The 17,505-nt window shown below is 48.8% G+C and carries 16 protein-coding genes; 4 read left to right on the top strand and 12 right to left on the bottom strand.

Annotation, left to right across the window (positions count from 1 at the left end):
• Positions 1–128 precede the first annotated feature (128 nt).
• The 3 genes from HP399_RS09070 to HP399_RS09060 form a co-directional block, all read right to left on the bottom strand.
• A complete protein-coding gene (locus HP399_RS09070; protein ID WP_173618630.1) occupies positions 129–953 on the bottom strand; it encodes an inositol monophosphatase family protein in 825 nt (274 codons plus the stop codon).
• A 283-nt stretch (positions 954–1,236) separates the two neighbouring features.
• Positions 1,237–1,449, bottom strand: coding sequence for a CstA-like transporter-associated (seleno)protein (locus HP399_RS09065; protein ID WP_017250626.1), 213 nt, complete (start codon positions 1,447–1,449; stop codon positions 1,237–1,239).
• On the bottom strand, positions 1,446–3,536 hold the full coding sequence (locus HP399_RS09060; protein ID WP_173618631.1) for a carbon starvation CstA family protein: 2,091 nt from the start codon (positions 3,534–3,536) through the stop codon (positions 1,446–1,448). The genes HP399_RS09065 and HP399_RS09060 overlap by 4 nt, the downstream gene beginning before the upstream one ends.
• A 256-nt stretch (positions 3,537–3,792) precedes the next feature.
• Between HP399_RS09060 and HP399_RS09055 the strand changes: the two genes are divergently transcribed.
• A complete protein-coding gene (locus HP399_RS09055) occupies positions 3,793–4,278 on the top strand; it encodes a hypothetical protein (protein ID WP_007722938.1) in 486 nt (161 codons plus the stop codon).
• Positions 4,279–4,339: 61 nt separating this feature from the next.
• Here HP399_RS09055 and HP399_RS09050 read toward each other — a convergent pair whose 3' ends face one another.
• The 6 genes from HP399_RS09050 to trxA form a co-directional block, all read right to left on the bottom strand.
• On the bottom strand, positions 4,340–5,122 hold the full coding sequence (locus HP399_RS09050; RefSeq protein WP_173618632.1) for a LytR/AlgR family response regulator transcription factor: 783 nt from the start codon (positions 5,120–5,122) through the stop codon (positions 4,340–4,342).
• Positions 5,097–6,824, bottom strand: a complete 1,728-nt coding sequence (locus HP399_RS09045) for a sensor histidine kinase (protein WP_173618633.1) — start codon at positions 6,822–6,824, stop codon at positions 5,097–5,099. Before HP399_RS09045 ends, HP399_RS09050 begins: the two co-directional genes overlap by 26 nt.
• A gap of 155 nt (positions 6,825–6,979) precedes the next feature.
• Positions 6,980–7,807, bottom strand: a complete 828-nt coding sequence (locus HP399_RS09040; RefSeq protein WP_173618634.1) for a GNAT family N-acetyltransferase — start codon at positions 7,805–7,807, stop codon at positions 6,980–6,982.
• Between the two features lie 42 nt (positions 7,808–7,849).
• The gene (locus tag HP399_RS09035) at positions 7,850–8,452 is read right to left on the bottom strand and encodes an RNA polymerase sigma factor (RefSeq protein WP_173618635.1); all 603 of its coding nucleotides are present in this window, start codon (positions 8,450–8,452) and stop codon (positions 7,850–7,852) included.
• Between the two features lie 171 nt (positions 8,453–8,623).
• Complete coding sequence (gene hppD, locus HP399_RS09030; RefSeq protein ID WP_370642684.1) at positions 8,624–9,715, bottom strand: 4-hydroxyphenylpyruvate dioxygenase; 1,092 nt, start codon at positions 9,713–9,715, stop codon at positions 8,624–8,626.
• A 225-nt stretch (positions 9,716–9,940) separates the two neighbouring features.
• Entirely contained in the window at positions 9,941–10,258 is a 318-nt protein-coding gene (gene trxA, locus HP399_RS09025; RefSeq protein ID WP_173618636.1) for a thioredoxin, read from the bottom strand.
• A gap of 290 nt (positions 10,259–10,548) precedes the next feature.
• Here trxA and HP399_RS09020 point away from each other — a divergent pair, with 290 nt between their 5' ends.
• Positions 10,549–10,953, top strand: a complete 405-nt coding sequence (locus HP399_RS09020) for an RrF2 family transcriptional regulator (protein ID WP_173618637.1) — start codon at positions 10,549–10,551, stop codon at positions 10,951–10,953.
• A gap of 91 nt (positions 10,954–11,044) precedes the next feature.
• Positions 11,045–11,731: a class I SAM-dependent methyltransferase gene (locus tag HP399_RS09015; protein WP_173618850.1), complete on the top strand. Its 687-nt coding sequence runs from the start codon at positions 11,045–11,047 to the stop codon at positions 11,729–11,731.
• Positions 11,732–11,813: 82 nt separating this feature from the next.
• Here the strand turns inward: HP399_RS09015 and HP399_RS09010 are convergent, their stop codons facing one another.
• Complete coding sequence (locus HP399_RS09010) at positions 11,814–13,232, bottom strand: hypothetical protein (RefSeq protein WP_173618638.1); 1,419 nt, start codon at positions 13,230–13,232, stop codon at positions 11,814–11,816.
• A gap of 133 nt (positions 13,233–13,365) precedes the next feature.
• Between HP399_RS09010 and HP399_RS09005 the strand changes: the two genes are divergently transcribed.
• Entirely contained in the window at positions 13,366–15,060 is a 1,695-nt protein-coding gene (locus HP399_RS09005; RefSeq protein WP_173618639.1) for a M14 family metallopeptidase, read from the top strand.
• Positions 15,061–15,101: 41 nt separating this feature from the next.
• Here HP399_RS09005 and HP399_RS09000 read toward each other — a convergent pair whose 3' ends face one another.
• Together HP399_RS09000 and HP399_RS08995 are read right to left on the bottom strand one after the other, a co-directional pair.
• On the bottom strand, positions 15,102–15,983 hold the full coding sequence (locus tag HP399_RS09000) for a methyl-accepting chemotaxis protein (RefSeq protein ID WP_173618640.1): 882 nt from the start codon (positions 15,981–15,983) through the stop codon (positions 15,102–15,104).
• Positions 15,984–16,013: 30 nt separating this feature from the next.
• Entirely contained in the window at positions 16,014–17,471 is a 1,458-nt protein-coding gene (locus HP399_RS08995) for a benzaldehyde dehydrogenase (RefSeq protein ID WP_173618641.1), read from the bottom strand.
• Between the last annotated feature and the right edge of the window lie 34 nt (positions 17,472–17,505).

Raw genomic sequence — 17,505 nt, 5'->3', positions numbered from 1 at the left:
AATACAGTCGCTGCTCGTCTTCCGGCTATGCTTTTATAGCATATGCAACCGACGTCCAAACGAAAACCCAATCTGCATAGCAAAAGAAAACCCACTGGACGCGCATGTCCGGTGGGTTCTTGTGACACTTAATTTTGTGAAGGTACATCGGTATGTTCCGATTTCAGGAACTGCTGCAACTCCTCATAAAAAGTCGGATTGCAAGCCATCACGCTGCTTTTTTGGTCGTACGGCAGTGGTGTCCCCGTCATGGTCGTCACCCGGCCGCCCGCTTCCTCTACAATAATGCGAGCTGCCCCGAAATCCCACGCATTGAGCTGCATACTGACGTAGCCATCCAGTCTACCCGCAGCCACATACGCCATCTCCAGAGCGGCGCTTCCTAGCAGGCGCATTCCGCGAACCTTCCCAGCAAGCTTTTTCACGATCAAGTCGATACCGATCTGCTCAGCACGCTTGTTCCAAAATACGCTCGTGCATAATAAAGCTTGTTCCAGGCTTACTGCTCGATTCACCTGCAAGGGACGATCATTGAGAAAAGCCCCTTCCCCTTTTACGGCATAAAACAACTCGTCTCTGGAAGGATCGTAAACCGCTCCAACCATTCCCTCTCCCTTATGGTAAACGGCAATGGAAACGGAAAAATTGATTTGCTGATGAACAAAATTGGTCGTGCCATCAATCGGGTCGATGACCCAAAGTGTGTCATACTGCTTGTAGTCCTCCGCATGTGCACTCTCTTCTCCAAGAATGCCGTGATCAGGGAAGCGTGCAAGAATCATCTGAATGACGTGATTCTCCACTTCTTTATCTACGGCTGTAACAAGATCGGAGGCTGATGTTTTATACTCGACGGTAAAAGGCTCCTTCATTCGCTTCAGACTCAGCTCACCCGCTGAACGGGCGCATTGCAAAGCAAGCTCCTTGAGAGCCGCCAGTGTTGATGCTTGCACACGTATCGCCACCTAAAACTTGACTTATTTTTTCGCAAAGCACGCCCCTTTCATCTAGAAAGAGCAGCTTCGACGTATTATTCGAAAATGATGAGACAGCTCGTGCTAAAAATCGGCCATGCTATATTTTTAGTGTACCATACTTTACCTGCTGTTACACCACACGTTAGCCATGAGGAAAACGCCTGAAATGTCGTTGCTTCACCCGGCGCCCGGATTATTGAAAAAGGGTACCTCCTCGTCATTTTCTGACCGTGGAGACACCCTTTTTTACATAACCACTTTAGCAGCAGCGCGTTACGCCGCCTTTTTCAAATCGTTCGGTCAATGCGTACATGTAGTACTCACGCTCTGTCATCGGAAAGATACCCGGTGCCCCATGGGTCTCATACCAATGGGCGAGATAGCGATCATAGTCGGGCATTCCAAAAATCGTTTTAATAGCAGAGCTCACTTTGCGCATTGCCTTTCGCATGGCCCTTAGCTTGCGCCTCATGCTACGTGATGTCCTTTCCCGTCAAATACATTTCCTTTGGACTTGATGTACGGCGACTCCTGCAACGGATAGTGCTTGCCGCGGAGAATATTGATCCATACCCGCGCTCCGTCGAGAATGATCCCAATCGTAATGACCATGAAGATCGCACATACCACCGCATCGATCTGGTCGTTGAAGATCATTTTTTGTGCAGCTTCCACCGTTTTTACTCCTTTTGGCAGCGTACCGGCATCCAATGCCTTTTGGAATGCTTCTGCATGCGAGAGGAACCCGATTTTTGGATCAGGATGGAACAGCTTTTGCCAGCCCGCTGTCAGCGTAGCCGTCGTCAGCCAAGCCATCGGTACGAGCGTGATCCATGAGTAGGCGGCTTTGCCCATTTTGAAAATAATCGTCGTTCCCACTGTAAACGCAATCGCGGCGAGCATCTGGTTGGCGATACCAAAGAGCGGCCATAGAGTGTAAATGCCTCCCAACGGGTCCATGACACCTTGGAGCAGGAAGTATCCCCATCCGATGGTAATGATCCCAGAACCAATCAAATTACCTGGCAGCCAGTTGACTTCCTTCATTTTCGGAATGACGTTACCAAGCATGTCTTGTACCATAAATCGGCCGACACGCGTTCCCGCATCAATCGTTGTCAAAATAAAGACAGCCTCAAACAAGATCGCAAAGTGATACCAGAATGCCATTAATGCCTTGCCACCCAATACACCCGAGAAAATCGTCGCCATCCCGATTGCCAGTGACGGCGCTCCGCCCGTCCGGGAAAGGATCGTCTTTTCCTGAATGTCATTGGCGAGCGTTGTTAAGTGGTCAGGGGTTACGGTATAGCCCCAGCCCGTTATCGTCGTCGCAACCTGGACTGCATCCACGCCAATTGCTGCGGCAGGTGAGTTGATCGCAAAATAGACACCGGGAGTCAGGACGCACGCTGCAATCATCGCCATAACCGCGACGCCAGACTCCATCAGCATCCCGCCATAACCAATCAGTGGCGCATGCGATTCCTTCGCGATCATCTTCGGCGTCGTTCCAGATGCTACGAGTGAATGGAATCCCGATACAGCTCCGCATGCGATGGTAATAAACAAGAAGGGGAACAGATTTCCTGCGAAAACAGGGCCAGTTCCATCAATGAACTTCGTCAGTGCTGGCATTTGCAATGGTGGCAGTGTCAGCACGATTCCCACCGCCAATACCGCAATCGTCCCTACTTTCAAGAATGAGCTGAGGTAATCGCGCGGAGCTAACAGCAGCCACACAGGCAAAACCGAAGCAATAAAGCCGTACACAATAATCATCCAGGCAAGCTGTACCTTGGAAAACGTGAAGGCTGGTCCCCATGTTAGCGATGCAGCAACGATTTGACCGAGCCAGAGAGAAACGAACAGAAGGGCAAGCCCGATAATCGAGCCTTCCAATACCTGCCCGGGTCGTATATACCGCATGTACAATCCCATCAATATCGCGATAGGTAGGGTCATGAATATCGTGAAGGTAGCCCACGGTGATTCAGCAAGAGCGTTAACTACAACCATGGCCAAAACAGCAATCAGGATAATCATAATGGCAATAATCCCAATCAAAGCGAGTGCTCCACCTACAGGACCAATCTCTTCCTTGGCAATTTGACCGAGGCTCTTTCCGTTGCGACGCATCGATCCGAACAGAATAATGAAGTCCTGCACCGCTCCACCGATCACGACCCCGACGATAATCCAGATCGTTCCTGGCAAATATCCCATTTGCGCAGCCAGCGTAGGACCTACAAGCGGGCCTGCACCTGCAATCGCTGCGAAATGGTGCCCAAACAACACCCATTTGTTCGTCGGCACGAAGTCTTTGCCGTCGTTGTTCACTTCTGCCGGAGTAGCGCGATTGTCATCGAGCGCCATTAGTTTTTTGGCTATGAATTTGCTGTAAAAACGATAAGATACAGCATAAGTGCAAAATGCGGCAGTCAGTAGCCAGAACGAGTTGACTGATTCCCCTTGCCAGAGCGCTATCATCCCGAACCCGACAGCACCCAATGCGGCTATCCCGCCCCAAATCAAGAGGGAAAGAAACCATTTCTTCATCCAAGTCGCCTCCTTCTATTTATGAAATATTCAGGCAATAAACCTTAGAAAAACGTATCACATCGGACAACTTGCCAACATAAAAAATGGCTGAACCGTACAAAAACAAGCACAAGCTGCACCATCCTCGTTTGAGTGTAAACGCATTCAATTTTGGGACGTAGAAAGTCTCCGCCCAGAGTCTGATCCAATCTCCACCACAATATGTTAAAGTTATACATAAATTGGTATCGAAATCAAAAAGGAGAATACGCACATGCGACGAATCGGGGGTTACATTATTATCGGAATCGGAGCGATTTTTGTTCTGGCTACCTACCTGAACGTACCGCTCGCAATGGACTTGCTCTGGCCAGTCTTCCTTCTCATCCCAGGAATCGGGTTTCATATTTTCTTTTTTATGAACCCAAAGCCGAATCGCGCTGGATTGCTCGTGCCAGGCGGGATCTTGCTCGTTTATGCCCCACTCTTCTTTTTCAGCCAGCTATTTTTTCATGGGGATATGAGCACGACGTGGCCCTTCTTTCTGATTGGTCCTGCCGTGGGGCTTACCGAGCTGTACATATTCGGCAATCGCAAACCCGCTCTCTTGATCCCCATTGGCATCCTCACCGTTCTTGCCATCGTATTTTTGATCGCGAATCTGGCGTCTACCCAAGTAGGCGGCATCCTCGGCTTGATCCTGATCGTATTGGGCGGGATCATGGTGACACGTAAGAAAAACGATGACTATCCCATGTAAGCATTCGAAAAAACAGACCAACCCTACTCTCCCAAACGAGAGCAGGATTGGTCTGTTTGCATTAAAACCCCAGACGTTTCTTCAATTCCTTCACGACATTGCGACTGACAGGCACTTCTGTTTTGCGATGATCCTGCATGACTAGATGAATCGAGCCTTTGAACCAAGGGACGAGCTCTGCCGTTTTGGATAAATTGACAATAAAAGCGCGATGCGTCCGAAAAAACTGCTGGCGTGACAGCCTGCTCTCCAGCTCCTGCAACGTAAACGTAGTCGCATATTGCTCACCTGTTGTATAAATGCTCGCATGCCTTCCTTCCAAGGTAGCATAGACGATTTCGTTTGGATCAATCAGTATGATCTTTCCGTTTTTTTCCACCGGGACACGACGCGGCTGAGTATCGACCAGCACATTTTGCAGAAGGGACTGTAGCCTTTCCTCTAGCAGCGGTGACGCGTCCAATGCAGGCTCACTTTTCCGCCTCATTTTTCGTACCCGATTCATCGTCTTTTCCAGTCGCATTTCACTGAACGGCTTGACGATATAATCGACGGCTTCCGCCTCAAATGCTCGGACCGCATGAAATTCATGCGCACTTGCAAAGATGATGACAGGTGGATTGACCATGGATTCCAGAAGCTCCTGCCCCACGTCGACCCCATCCCTGTCCTGCAAATGGATGTCCAAAAAGACCGCATCTGGCTCTGTCTGAAGCACCGCTTCCAACGCCTCTTCCCCACTGCCCGCCTCTCCTACTACGGACACTTCCGAAAACTGCTCCAGCAAATACCGCAGTTCTTCTCTGGCAGGCGTCTCATCATCGACGATGAACACTTTGAGCACTGACGTTCACCCCTATCGGTAATTGTATGGTGCATGTTGTGCCGCTCCCGCTTTTGCTCTCGATCACGATTCCATACGGTTCTCCGTAGATCGACTGGAGACGGCTTTTTACATTGGCAAGACCGATCCCAGATAATTGCCGCCCTGTACTCTTCTCATCTAGGGCTGGCTCGAATGGGTCCACTTCCATTCCGACCCCATTATCTGCCACTGTCAGTTCGACGATTTGCTTTTCTTTGCGGCGGGCACGAATCACTACGGTTCCCCCTTCGCGCTTGGGCAACAGCCCGTGTTTGACTGCATTCTCTACCAGCGGCTGCAAAATCAGTCCCGGCACGGTAAAACGCTCTACGCCATCCTCGATGTCGTACTCTACATGGAGCTTGTCCCCGAACCTCGCACGTTCGATGGCCAAATACGCTTCGATATGCTCCAGTTCACGCGCAAGACTGACATATCCGCCAGAGTCATGCAAATTACGCCGGAAGTACTCCCCCAAATGAATCAACAGTTCACGGGCCTGTTCGGGCCGGAAGCGAATAAACGAAACGATCGTATTGAGCGCATTGAACAAGAAATGCGGATTGATCTGCGCATGCAAGGCTTTGATTTCTGCATCTGCCAACAGACGGGACTGCTTCTCAAGCTCAGCCAGTTCGAGCTGACTCGATATCAGGTTCCCCAATCCGCGTACGAGTTCCAAGTCCACTGCTGACAGTTTGCGTGAGCGATCCTGATACAGCTTGAGCACGCCCGCCACTTCACGTCTTCGCATCAGGGGGACAAGGATTGCATAGCGCAAGGAACAATTCGTCTCCCTGCATCCAATCTCTTCTTTCGTCTGGGCAATCTTCACTTCTTTGGTCGATAAAACTTCACGGGTCGCCTTGGTCGTTATGCCTTCTCCCACTACGTGATGGGACGAGCCTGCGCCAACATGCGCAAGTACAGAGCGCGTATCGGTAATCGCTACCGCTGCTACACGCGTCGTCCGCAATATTTCCTCTGCTACTTTTTGAGCAGAGTCGTACGTCAGCCCTTGACGCAAGTAAGACAGTGTTTTGTCCGCTACTTGCAGCGTTCGCTGGGCTTGGAGCGCGCCAATCCGATCCTCTTCCTTTTTGGCCAAATCAATAATAATGATCAAAATAGCAATTCCGACCGAGTTAACGACAGACATCGGTACACTAATGGCCTGCACCAATGCCAATGCGTCAGCGTAAGGACGAGCGATGAGCAAAACAATTCCCATTTGCAGCCACTCCGCCAAGAAACCAACGACGAGTGCTGTCGTCCACCCGATTTTTTTGCTGCGGTTACGGCGGAACTGATAGATTAATCCCGCAAACAAGCCCTCACCTATCGTCGAAATAGCACAAGCCAAGTCCGTAAAGCCACCCAATGAATAGCGATGAATCCCCGCAATCAGTCCCGTCATCAGCCCTACCCATGGACCAGCCAGCAAGCCTGCCACGACAGTCCCGATCACGCGTGAATTCGCAATCGCATCCTGATACCAGATGCCATTATATGTACCCAGTATGGAAATAGCGGAAAAAATGACGACCATCAGTGCCTTTTCTCGCCACGTCGCTTGCTGGTTCAATATGCTGCGGAATGCGCGTACACGCGTAAAAAGCAAGGCCGCCACTATCAAAACAGCCGTCCGCTCCGTCAACGGAACCATTAATGCCATGTTCATTGGTTTATCTCTCTCCTGCCCGAAGAATCCTGTTGGTTTCTATAACTAATCAAAATATTCACTTTTCACCTCGTTTTTCCCTCTTGATTCTCTTCCTTTCCTAGTAAAAAAGGTTGCCGAAGTGATTTCGACAACCCATAGATACCCGTATCGTTTTAGTATTCGAACTCCAGTATTTTACACTTTTCTTTCGGTTCAAATCCTAGCTTTGTCCCCAGACGTACTGACTCCTCATTGGTTTCCAACGTGGTCCAGTGCGGTGTCAGTCCATGTTCCATGCAATGCTCCAGGTACGCCACGCAAGCAAGCGTAGCAATGCCTTTGTTCATGTCTGCTTCCTCGTATGTTTCCACGCTAATTTCATGGTCATGCTCATGGATGCAGCAAGACAGGCAGGCACTCACAATCGTATTTCCTTTACATACGCAGAATCCTACACCCCACTGCAAAAAATCATCCACCGAATGATAGAATTCCTCTACAACTTCTATCAAGATGTTGTCAGGGTCGTTTTCTATGACACCTGCGTCGATTTTTTTCAAAGTGTACCCTTCAGGCAGAGGGCGATAGCTGTCCTTTCGCGCTTGGAATTGCTCGGGATTGAACTGGTAGTAATACTCCCAATCCGTTTCGATCTCTCGATGCGAGATAGCTTTGGTCACTGCCACTTCCCACGATTCATCTGGGACAACTGCCAGAAAATGAGTGCCCCCGCATGATTCGGTCGTATATCTGCGCAATTCCCCCTCGATAAAGGCACCCAGATCCGCTGTGAACGCTTCATTGGCAGCATCCCCTACGAAAATACTGATCACGCCGGTTTGATCGACCAATGCTGTCCGGGGCTGCTCCACATCATCTACGTAAATCGCTCCTCGATTTGTCCCATTAATAATCGCATGGATGGTCAAATCGTTCACGTTATCAGGTGACAGTAGCATCCTGATTTTTGCATATTCATTTGGTTCCAATCGATGAATCATCGCAATTTCGGCCCTTTCTCTCTCTTTTGGACATCTGTGTACTTATGCGGCTGATAGCGGAGCGAAGTCAGTCAGACTCAGCTTCCGCACAAAAGTCGGGTCATGGTCCACGTTCCTTTCCTGGGAGGATTCCAGCTCTTCTGCAAGCAGCACGCGAGCCCGGTGCAGTCGGGATTTCACGGTGCCTTCCGGGACACCTACTCGCAAGGCGACTTGCTTGATCGGCAAATCCTCGTAATAGTGAAGCCAAACGACGATGCGCAGCTCATGCTCCAGCTTCCATACTGCCTCTGTTAATTCAATAGCTTCGTAGGGAGCCTGTACCGCTTTCTCTTCGATTTGTAGCGGAGACAGCTCTACGGTTGGACTTCGTTTCTTTTTTCGCTGCCATTGTCTGCATTCGTTTATGAGAATTTGGATCATCCATGTTTTGAAATAAGCAGGCTCTCGCAGTGTTCGGATGGCTCTGAATGCTTTCATCATCGTATCCTGCACCACATCCGCACAATCCTCGTCCCGCCCGACATAGGTTCGTGCCAAGCCATACAAGGTACGCTCATACAATTGAATGACTCGAGCAAAAGCTTCTACGCTGCCGTCCTGTGCTAGCTGAATGTCCTGCTGAACTTCTCTCTTGATGCTCACATTGCATAAGCCCCCTTTTATCCCCAATATTTGGTTCCTATTAGTATAGATGATTGAGGTGGGTAAATAGTTCATGAGATTTTATTTTTTTCTGCTTCGCAAATAGAAAAAGACCATCCCTTCAGCTTATTCAGCCTGAGATGGTCTTGTCATGCTCGTTACATCAATGAATTACAGATTACCTCTACTCTCCTGCTCGCGCTCCAGCGCCTCGAACAGTGCCTTGAAGTTGCCATTCCCGAAGCCTCGAGCTCCTTTGCGCTGGATAATTTCGATAAACAACGTCGGGCGGTCTACAATCGGCTTGCTGAACAGCTGCAAGAGATAGCCTTCGTCGTCTCTGTCGACCAAGACACCCAGCTTTCTCAGCGCCTCGATGTCTTCGTCAATTTCTCCTACACGCTCTTTCAAATCTTCGTAATACGCATCTGGCACCATGAGGAAATCTACACCGTTATCACGCAGCTTCGATACAGTGTCGATGATATCGTTGGTCAGGATGGCAATATGCTGTACACCTGGCCCTTTGTAGAACTCCAAAAACTCCTGAATCTGCGACTTGCGGCGTCCTTCTGCCGGCTCATTAATCGGGAACTTGATGCGTCCGGTTCCACTTTGCATTACTTTGGACATGAGCGCAGAATACTCTGTCGAGATATCGTCCTCACTGAAATTTTGTACGGCTGTAAAGCCCATGACCTTTTGATAGTATTCTACCCACTCATCCATGATCTCAACGTTACCCACGATGTGGTCGATGCCGATGATACCTGTACTCTCACTTTTGATTGGAGATTGGTAGGCTTTATAGCCTGGGAAGAATGGTCCGTTGTAATTTTTCCGTTCAATAAAGGAGTGAATGTTTTCGCCGTACGTACCGATAATCGCTTTTTTGACCGTCCCAAATTCGTCCGTGTACTCAGTTGGTTCCATGATCGGAATGGCTCCGCGAGAAACGGCCTCCCGGTAAGCCTGCTCACAATCCTCTACGCGCAGGGCAACGTCTTTGACTCCGTCCCCATGCTTTTTCACAAATTCCGCAATCGGGCTGTCAGGCGTAAGCGCCCCACTGATCACGAACGTCATATGCTTCTGCTTCAAAACGTAGGAAACCTTTTCCCGAGAACCTGTCTCCAAGCCCGCATAGGCTACTGCTTCAAATCCAAACGCATTTGTGAAATAGTGCATAGCTTGTTTGGCGTTACCTGTATAAAACTCCAGGTAATCCCAGTCCTGAATCGGGAAAAAATCGGTATTGCTCATTGCTACCCCTCCGCTTTCCTGTTCAATTATTGACATTATTTTGTGAATTGGGATTATTTTGTCGTTATCTTGAGAGTACATTGGAAGCGCTTCCTCATGCAAGAACACGAAACAACGCGAAACCGCTCAAACGCTTTTATTCATTAAAGTACGCATGCGAGTAACAACTGGATACCAAAAAAGCCACCGATCAAGTTGACCGATGGCTTTCGCTGCGTTTTCCTACTACCTATGTTTGAAAACAAATTGTTTCAGATCCGCTAGAGGGGCCGCTCCTACGACTTTGTCGATCAATTCCCCATTTTTGAGCAAAATGGTCGTTGGCAAACTCATAATGCCATACTGATTGGCAATCTCCGTTTGTTCATCGACATTGACCTTTAGGACTCTCACTTCGCTGCTATGCTCCCCGTCAAACGATTCGAGTATCGGCCCAAAAAAGCGGCATGGCCCGCACCAAGGTGCCCAAAAATTGACGAGGGTATAGCCTTCGCTTTTTACATCATGTTGAAACGTAGTATCTGTCGTGTGGCAAATGCTCATTTGTACTTTCCTCCCCTTTTTATGTTGAATAGTTACTCAAAACGACCATTGTAGACCTGCAATATCTTCAATAGCGACAAAAAAATAACTCGCTGTACTCGGATCATTTCAAGCAACTTATTCACAGACTTATCGTATCTATAATATCCTCCAATGATTTTTGGTGTCAAGTTGCACCTTCCTAAAATGGGCACCGAAAGTGTAGATGACAGCTCGAATCACTCTTCCCCTTGCTCATGCTTCCGATTCACTTTATGATGGATGTATTAAGTCCATGATTGAGGTGTCTTATGAAGTATTCACAGGCAACAGACTATGCCCTCCATGCGATGCTCTATCTGGTGGCAGAAGCGCCTGATAAGCCCGTTAGTGTTCAGCTTCTGGCAGAGAAACTAGGCGTTTCACAAACGTACCTTTCCAAAATGCTGACGAAACTGGTCAAGGCTGGGTTAATCCACTCAGTCTCTGGCGCAAATGGCGGATACAAGCTCAAACGCAACCAGGACGACATATCGTTTCTGGATGTTATCCAAGCCATTGAAGGGACAACCTCCTTATTTGAATGCAGCTTCCATCATGATAGTGCCTGTCTGATTCAACAGGTTGTGGCTGACGCCGAGCAGCAAATGATGCAAACCCTGAAGAATAAAAAAATTGCTGACTTGGTTGCACATATCCCCGACCGTTTGACGTAAAAAAGAACTTCCTTGAAAAGCTCCGGCCACTTCGACCGGAGTTTTTCTTCATAACGGTATTGTTCAATCGATGAGAAGGGCGTGAACAATGATGAACCAATGGACGGAACAAGCCGCCAAGCAATGGGATCAATTTGCGGAAGACTGGCGCAAACGAAGTGAGCACATGTGGGAAAAGGGCAGCCGCAGCACCATCCTCCCCTATTTTATGAAGCATGTACCTGTCGGATCGGGACCTGTTCTCGATGCAGGCTGTGGTGACGGCTATGCCAGTTGCAAGCTTGCAGAGCACGGATACCAGGTGGAGGGCGTCGACATTGCCGGGGAAATGATTCGTCTTGCTCATGACCGGGTCATTTCCTCCCCAGGCTCTGTTCATTTTCAGACAGGAGACATCAGCGAGCTTCCTTTTGCCAATGATTCATTCTCCGGTGTGCTCTCGATTAACGTTGTGGAATTCACGCCGTTTCCGCTCAAGGCACTCAAGGAGTTTCACCGCGTGCTCGCACCCGGAGGAATTCTCGTCATGGGTATCCTCGGTCCTACAGCTGGCCCACGCGCACATAGCTATCGCAGACTATATGAAGAGGCAACGATCCAAAATACGATGATGCCCTGGGAAGCCAAGCAGTTGTCATGCGAAAATGGCTTCACGCTGTTGGGCGAGGAACCCGTATACAAAGAAGGAATTACCCCAGATATCGCAGGCCGATTAAGCGTAGAGCTGCGGGAGGCTGTCAGCTTTTTGACTTTGTTCGCTTTGCGGAAAATAGATTAAATGAACTTGCCGGTACATGCAAAAAACCCGCAGGAAAGCCACTCTGATAAAGTGTCCTTCCTACGGGTCACAATTCTATCTGTTAACGGTACTGAACATTATTCAGCTGCATCCACATCAATTTACTGTCAATCAACATGGCAAGCGTCATCTCATCCATCCCGTGCAGTTGACGGTACAAGCGCTGCGTTTCGACCAAGTCATTGTAAGTCAAGAACGGATAGTCCGGCCTGCCGAATGTCCCGTCCGGAAAATAAGCGTAATGCAAATCGCCATTTCCGAGAATCCACTGTGCTCCGAGGTTGACCACACCGTAGAGCATGGAGTCTGCTAAGTCTCTGTCTGTCTGGTCCCCGAATTGCAGGTAGCTTTTGTAGAGAAAATTGATTTCCGCCAACTGATGATTCAAAGAAACATGTGTCTGAATCATTGGATTCGTTGCTGTCGCGTAGTCGGCAACTAGCCACCCTTGCTGTACACCAGCGATGACAAAACGGTTCATGGCTGCGTGATTGTGAAAGTAAGAAACATATTTTTTCGCAGATTGGCAAAAGTCCTTATCTTGATACTGATCACAGCCCCGCAGCATCAGATCAGCCGCTCCTGTGTTGAATCTCGTATCGTAAAAGCCCTCTGGTATCCCGTAATCGCCACTTAACCACAAGGAGCGCGGCTGCGTCTTCCAGTACCCCTCAGGCTCCTGCTGCTTTAGGCTCGCTTTCAGCATCACATAGCCCATATCCCGGGCAGCTTTGCTTCCTCCGGTATATAAAAAGGAGCGAAGGACATAATTTTCAGGAATCCGCCAAAAAGAGGACTCCGATGTCGGCTCGTACGTTGATGGGCTTTGATAGTAATACCCATCGTACAGCCATTTTGCCTTTTCCGTAACGTCCAAGTTAAGCCAGACGCTGTCAATCGATAGTTCTCCCCAAGGAACGAGCGGATCTCTCGAATCGAGCGCCCACATTTCGCTGATAAAACCTGCTTTCATCGGCAGCTTGATCACCAGCTCGACACCAGATGACGTCTGTTTTACTTCGACTGGCACCGACAATGCCGGCTTTTCTTCAATCGTAGCTCTACCATTATCCACGTAGGTAATGGGCTTACCTAACCAAATATACCTGCCCTCTGTCTCTACAAAACCAGAGGAAAGCGGAAGCGTCTGGACTTGATCAAGCGTGACAACCTTCCAATACGGTTTCTTCGACTCATCATAAGCTCGATAGCGGAACATTATGTTCTGACTGTTGCCCTGAATTGGGATGGTGAAAACGTAGGGCATCATATTGCGCTGACCTGTCATTTTATGGGCCCAATACGTGACACCATCTGGGAATCGAAATTCTTGTTTTTGGTGAATCGCGCCATTCAGGTGCTCCACATTCTCTGTTTCTGTTGGTTTTTTCCATTCGTTTGCAGAAATATCGCTCGGAAAGAAACTACTTACGGCGATGGCCGTCATCAAAAGGAGCATTCTGCTGATTTTTCTGACCATGTCATCCCCCTATTCCATTAAAGGAGAACCGAAAGTCCTACTTTAAAATGAATATTTCGTAGCGATTATTATTTTTATAATAATCTGATAAATTAATCATAGGTGTCTAATTCTATTTCGCAGGAGGGAATTTATGGACAAGAAAGTACGCTACGTTGTTTCTACAGCACTCGTAATATCTCTGTTCACCAGCCCCTCAATCATCCATGCCACCCAAGCTGAACCACAACCCCACATTCCTTATTACGGAATAGGTCCAACCTATGTACAGCCTGCACAGATTGAGAGCTTGTTTCCCAAGCCAACTATCCAGTTTGGGACACCCGGCTTTCAAGAAGGAAAAGAAGCTTTTACGTCCCAGGAAGAAATGATGGCTTACATAAGCAAATTGGCTACAGGCAACAAGGAAATCAAGCTGCTATCCATCGGTACATCCTTGGAAGGTCGCGATATCCCCCTGCTCCTATTCAGCAAAGACCACGGCAAGCTCAAACAAAACAAGGAGAAGCCACTCATCTGGCTACAGGCACAAATCCACGGAAATGAACCCGCCTCTGGTGAATCTGCTCTTGTGATCGCCAAATGGCTGGCAGAAGGAAAACTTGGCACCGATCTCCTGGATAAAGTAAACATTGCGATTGTTCCTCGCATCAACCCGGATGGCTCCTACCAGTTCAAACGTTACATCGCGACAGAGCTGGATGCCAACCGCGACTACATGAAGGTAGAATATCCAGAGGTGCAAGCCGTTCACCAAGCCATCAATGCCTATCAACCTGATGTGGTGCTTGACGCCCATGAATACGGCGTCTCTTCCAGCCAGCTTCGCGATGTTGGGGAAAAAGGCGCAATCTCTTCCTACGATGTTCTGATCTCCTCTGCGAAAAACTTGAATATCCCCGCCAACCTGCGCAACATGTCAGACAACCTGCTCTTGGCTGACGTTCAAAAAGCACTCGATAAGGAGCAACTTTCTCATCACGCATACTATACGCTGGCAAAAGGCAAGGACGGAAAAGTGACCGCAACAGAAGGCAGCACAGAGACGAGAATCGGACGCAATGCCTTGGGATTGAAAAACACGTTGACGTTTTTGGTGGAAACACGCGGCATCGGCATTGGACGCGCCGATTTTGAGCGCCGTGTATACAGCCAGGCCATGACTCACGCTGCTGTCATCCAATCAACAGCGGCCAACGCCAAAGCAATCAATTCCGCCGTGACGCAAGCACGCACAGAAATCACGGAAAAAGGCAAAAAGGCAAACGACAACGACAAACTCGTCATCCTGAGTGAGAATAAGCGAGTACCGGGTCAATCTCTCGAAGTGGTCGATCTAGCCAAGGCAAAAAAAGTGTCTACCCCCATCGACTGGGTAAGCTCTACGGATGCCTATCCCGTGCTCGAACGCGAGCGTCCCACTGCTTATCTCATGCCTCCTGGCTACCATGACGTTGCAGCCAAGCTAGAATTGCTCGGTGTTTCGGTAAGCAAGCTATCAAAAGAAACGACCATAGCGGTAGAAAGCTACACCATTTTGGAAAACAAGGTGAATACGATTTACGAGAATGGGCATTTCACCAACCAAGTGACTGCAAATGTAACCGAAACAACGAAAACCTTTCCTGCGGGTAGCTACGTGTTCAGCATGGCCCAGCCAAACGCCAACTTCATAGCATTGGCCTTGGAACCGGAATCAGTAGACAGCTACGTCACCTTTAACTTCTTGCCGGTTGAAAAGGGCGATGAAGTCCCAGTGTATCGCTATATGCTGGAGCAATCGCTACCCACCACACAAAAGAACGAAAGGAAAAATTCCCCTCTCTAAAGTTAGACTCCTGAGAGGGGAATTTTGTTACATGTATGGGCTTACTTTATTTCAAACACTTCTTGGGAAAGCCCTGCCAGCTTTTGCGTATTGTCGCTCACTTCGACCATCGTCGCAGAAATTTCCTCCGTAGCAGCTGCCTGACTCTCCATGGTTTGATTAATCAATGCAATCGAATTTTGCAGCAGGGTTATCAAATCCCGGATGGAATCTGTGGTTTGCTTGATTTTGTCTGCATTCGCCCGTGAATCCGTTGCCATATTGCGAACCTCATTCGCAACGACAGCGAATCCACGCCCAGCATCTCCTACCCGCGCAGCCTCAATACTCGCATTCAGTCCCAAAATGTTACTTTGATCAGCGATTTTTTTCACGGCGAGAGTAATTTGCTCGATCTCAGTCGTACTTTGGCTCACATCGTTGGCTTCCTCTGAGATTGCCTTCATTTGCTCGTTCAAATTCCCGATCTGCATGGCCATCTCTTGTGTGGTGGCACTGACCTGCTCGACGACACTCGAGAGGTTTGCGGCAATTTCATATAGCTCATTGGCTCTCTCCATACTGGATCCAATGCCGACACCGCCGATTACTTTTCCCGTATGATCATGCAGGGGGATCGCCCGTGCGACGAGAGGAAAACCAAATAATTCTTTGGGGACCATCATCGCCTGCTTGGTGTTTTTACGAATCGCGTTGGTGATCACATCTCCTTCTTGGAGTGGATCACCTGGCTTGACTTGCAGCGCAAATGTTTGGGCAGGCACATTACGCAATAACTTTTCCGTGTCGTAGACCCCAATGGTAATGTCATCGGTGAGTAAAACATTTAAATAAGGGGCAACCTTGATGAACGCCTCGAGCAGTTCTGCGTTTTTCCCCTTTTCGGAAGCTTCTGTTTCGTTCCATTCCACGTAACCGTTCATGACCCTCTTCACCTCTATATTTTGCTGGCATTAGTACGGAAATTGGCGCTTTTTGTGTTGAACCGAAATCCATTTCAGCGTAGTGAACTCTTCTAAACTCCATTGGCCATTCAAACGTCCCAACCCGGAGTGCTTTTCACCACCAAACGCCACGATTGGTTCGTCATTGATCGTTCCATCGTTGATGTGAATCATGCCGGTCTCCATTCGTTTGGCCATCTGGGCACCTCTCTCCAGATCGCGTGTATGAATCGCCCCGGACAATCCAAATGGGGTCTCGTTCGCCATGCGAATCGCTTCTTCCTCGGATGCAAACGACATGATGCAAACAGCCGGACCAAACAGCTCTTTGGATGCAATCGACATGTCTGTGGTCACTCCTGTCAAAACGATCGGCTCGACCACGTTGCCCTTTACTTCCCCTTTCAGTGCAGGAACGGCTCCTTCGCGTATCGCCTCATCGATCGTTGCCATCAGGTTGGTGACTTGCCGTTGATTGATGAGTGGACCGATTACCGTGTCAGGATCATTTGGGTCGCCTACCTTGAGTCCAGATACTTTTTCCACATACAGATCGAGGAATTTATCGTATACAGCTTGGTGAACCAGAACCCGGTTAGCCGACATGCAAATCTGACCTTGGTGAGTAAAGCGGCTGAATACCGCTGCATTGACGGCATACTGGAGATCCGCATCCTCCAAAACAATCAGTGCACTATTGCCGCCCAGCTCCAAAATCGCCTTTTTGAAATGCTTCGCTGCCACTTGCGCGATATGGCTTCCTACTTGGCTAGAGCCTGTAAACGAAAGGATGCGCGGAATCGGATGGGAGACAAAACCATCGCCAATTTCAGCAATATCCGTCACAACGACGTTGATCAAGCCTTTTGGCAGACCTACATCTTCAAAAATTTTCGCTATGAGAGTCCCACCCGTGATTGGCGTGTGCTCATGTGGTTTGAGGACGACGCCGTTGCCCGCGCCAAGAGCTGGCGCTACGGACTTCATCGACAGATAGAACGGGAAGTTGAACGGACTGATGACGCCGACAACTCCTGCGGGAATCCGATACAAGCGATTTTCTTTTCCGTCTACGGGAGAAGGAAGAATTTTTCCTTCCATGCGTACCGGGAACGTAGCCGCCTCGCGAATAATATCCTTCACAAGCCCGATTTCAAAAAATGCCTTCAATCGGGTTCCACCTAATTCACGAATGATAATCTGAATGATTTCTTCTTCATTCTCTTCGATATAGTGAACAGCACGCTCCAACATTCGGGATTTGGTATAGGCATTCACTTCATCCCACTCTTTTTTCGCGTCGGCTGCCGCTTTGTAAGCCGCATCGATATCCTCCAAATTTGCCATTTTGAATTCTGCAATGACTTCCCCGTTATAAGGGTTGATATCTTGCAATGTCTTTGCGCCAAGTCCGTCGCGCCACTCCCCATTGATGTACTGCTTGTCCAGTGTTTGAAGGATTGACATGCTTTAACCTCTCCCTTTTGTAAAGTAAATAGGC

The sequence above is a fragment of the Brevibacillus sp. DP1.3A genome (assembly GCF_013284245.2).
Taxonomy (GTDB): domain Bacteria; phylum Bacillota; class Bacilli; order Brevibacillales; family Brevibacillaceae; genus Brevibacillus.
This window is presented reverse-complemented; position numbering and strand designations above follow the sequence as displayed.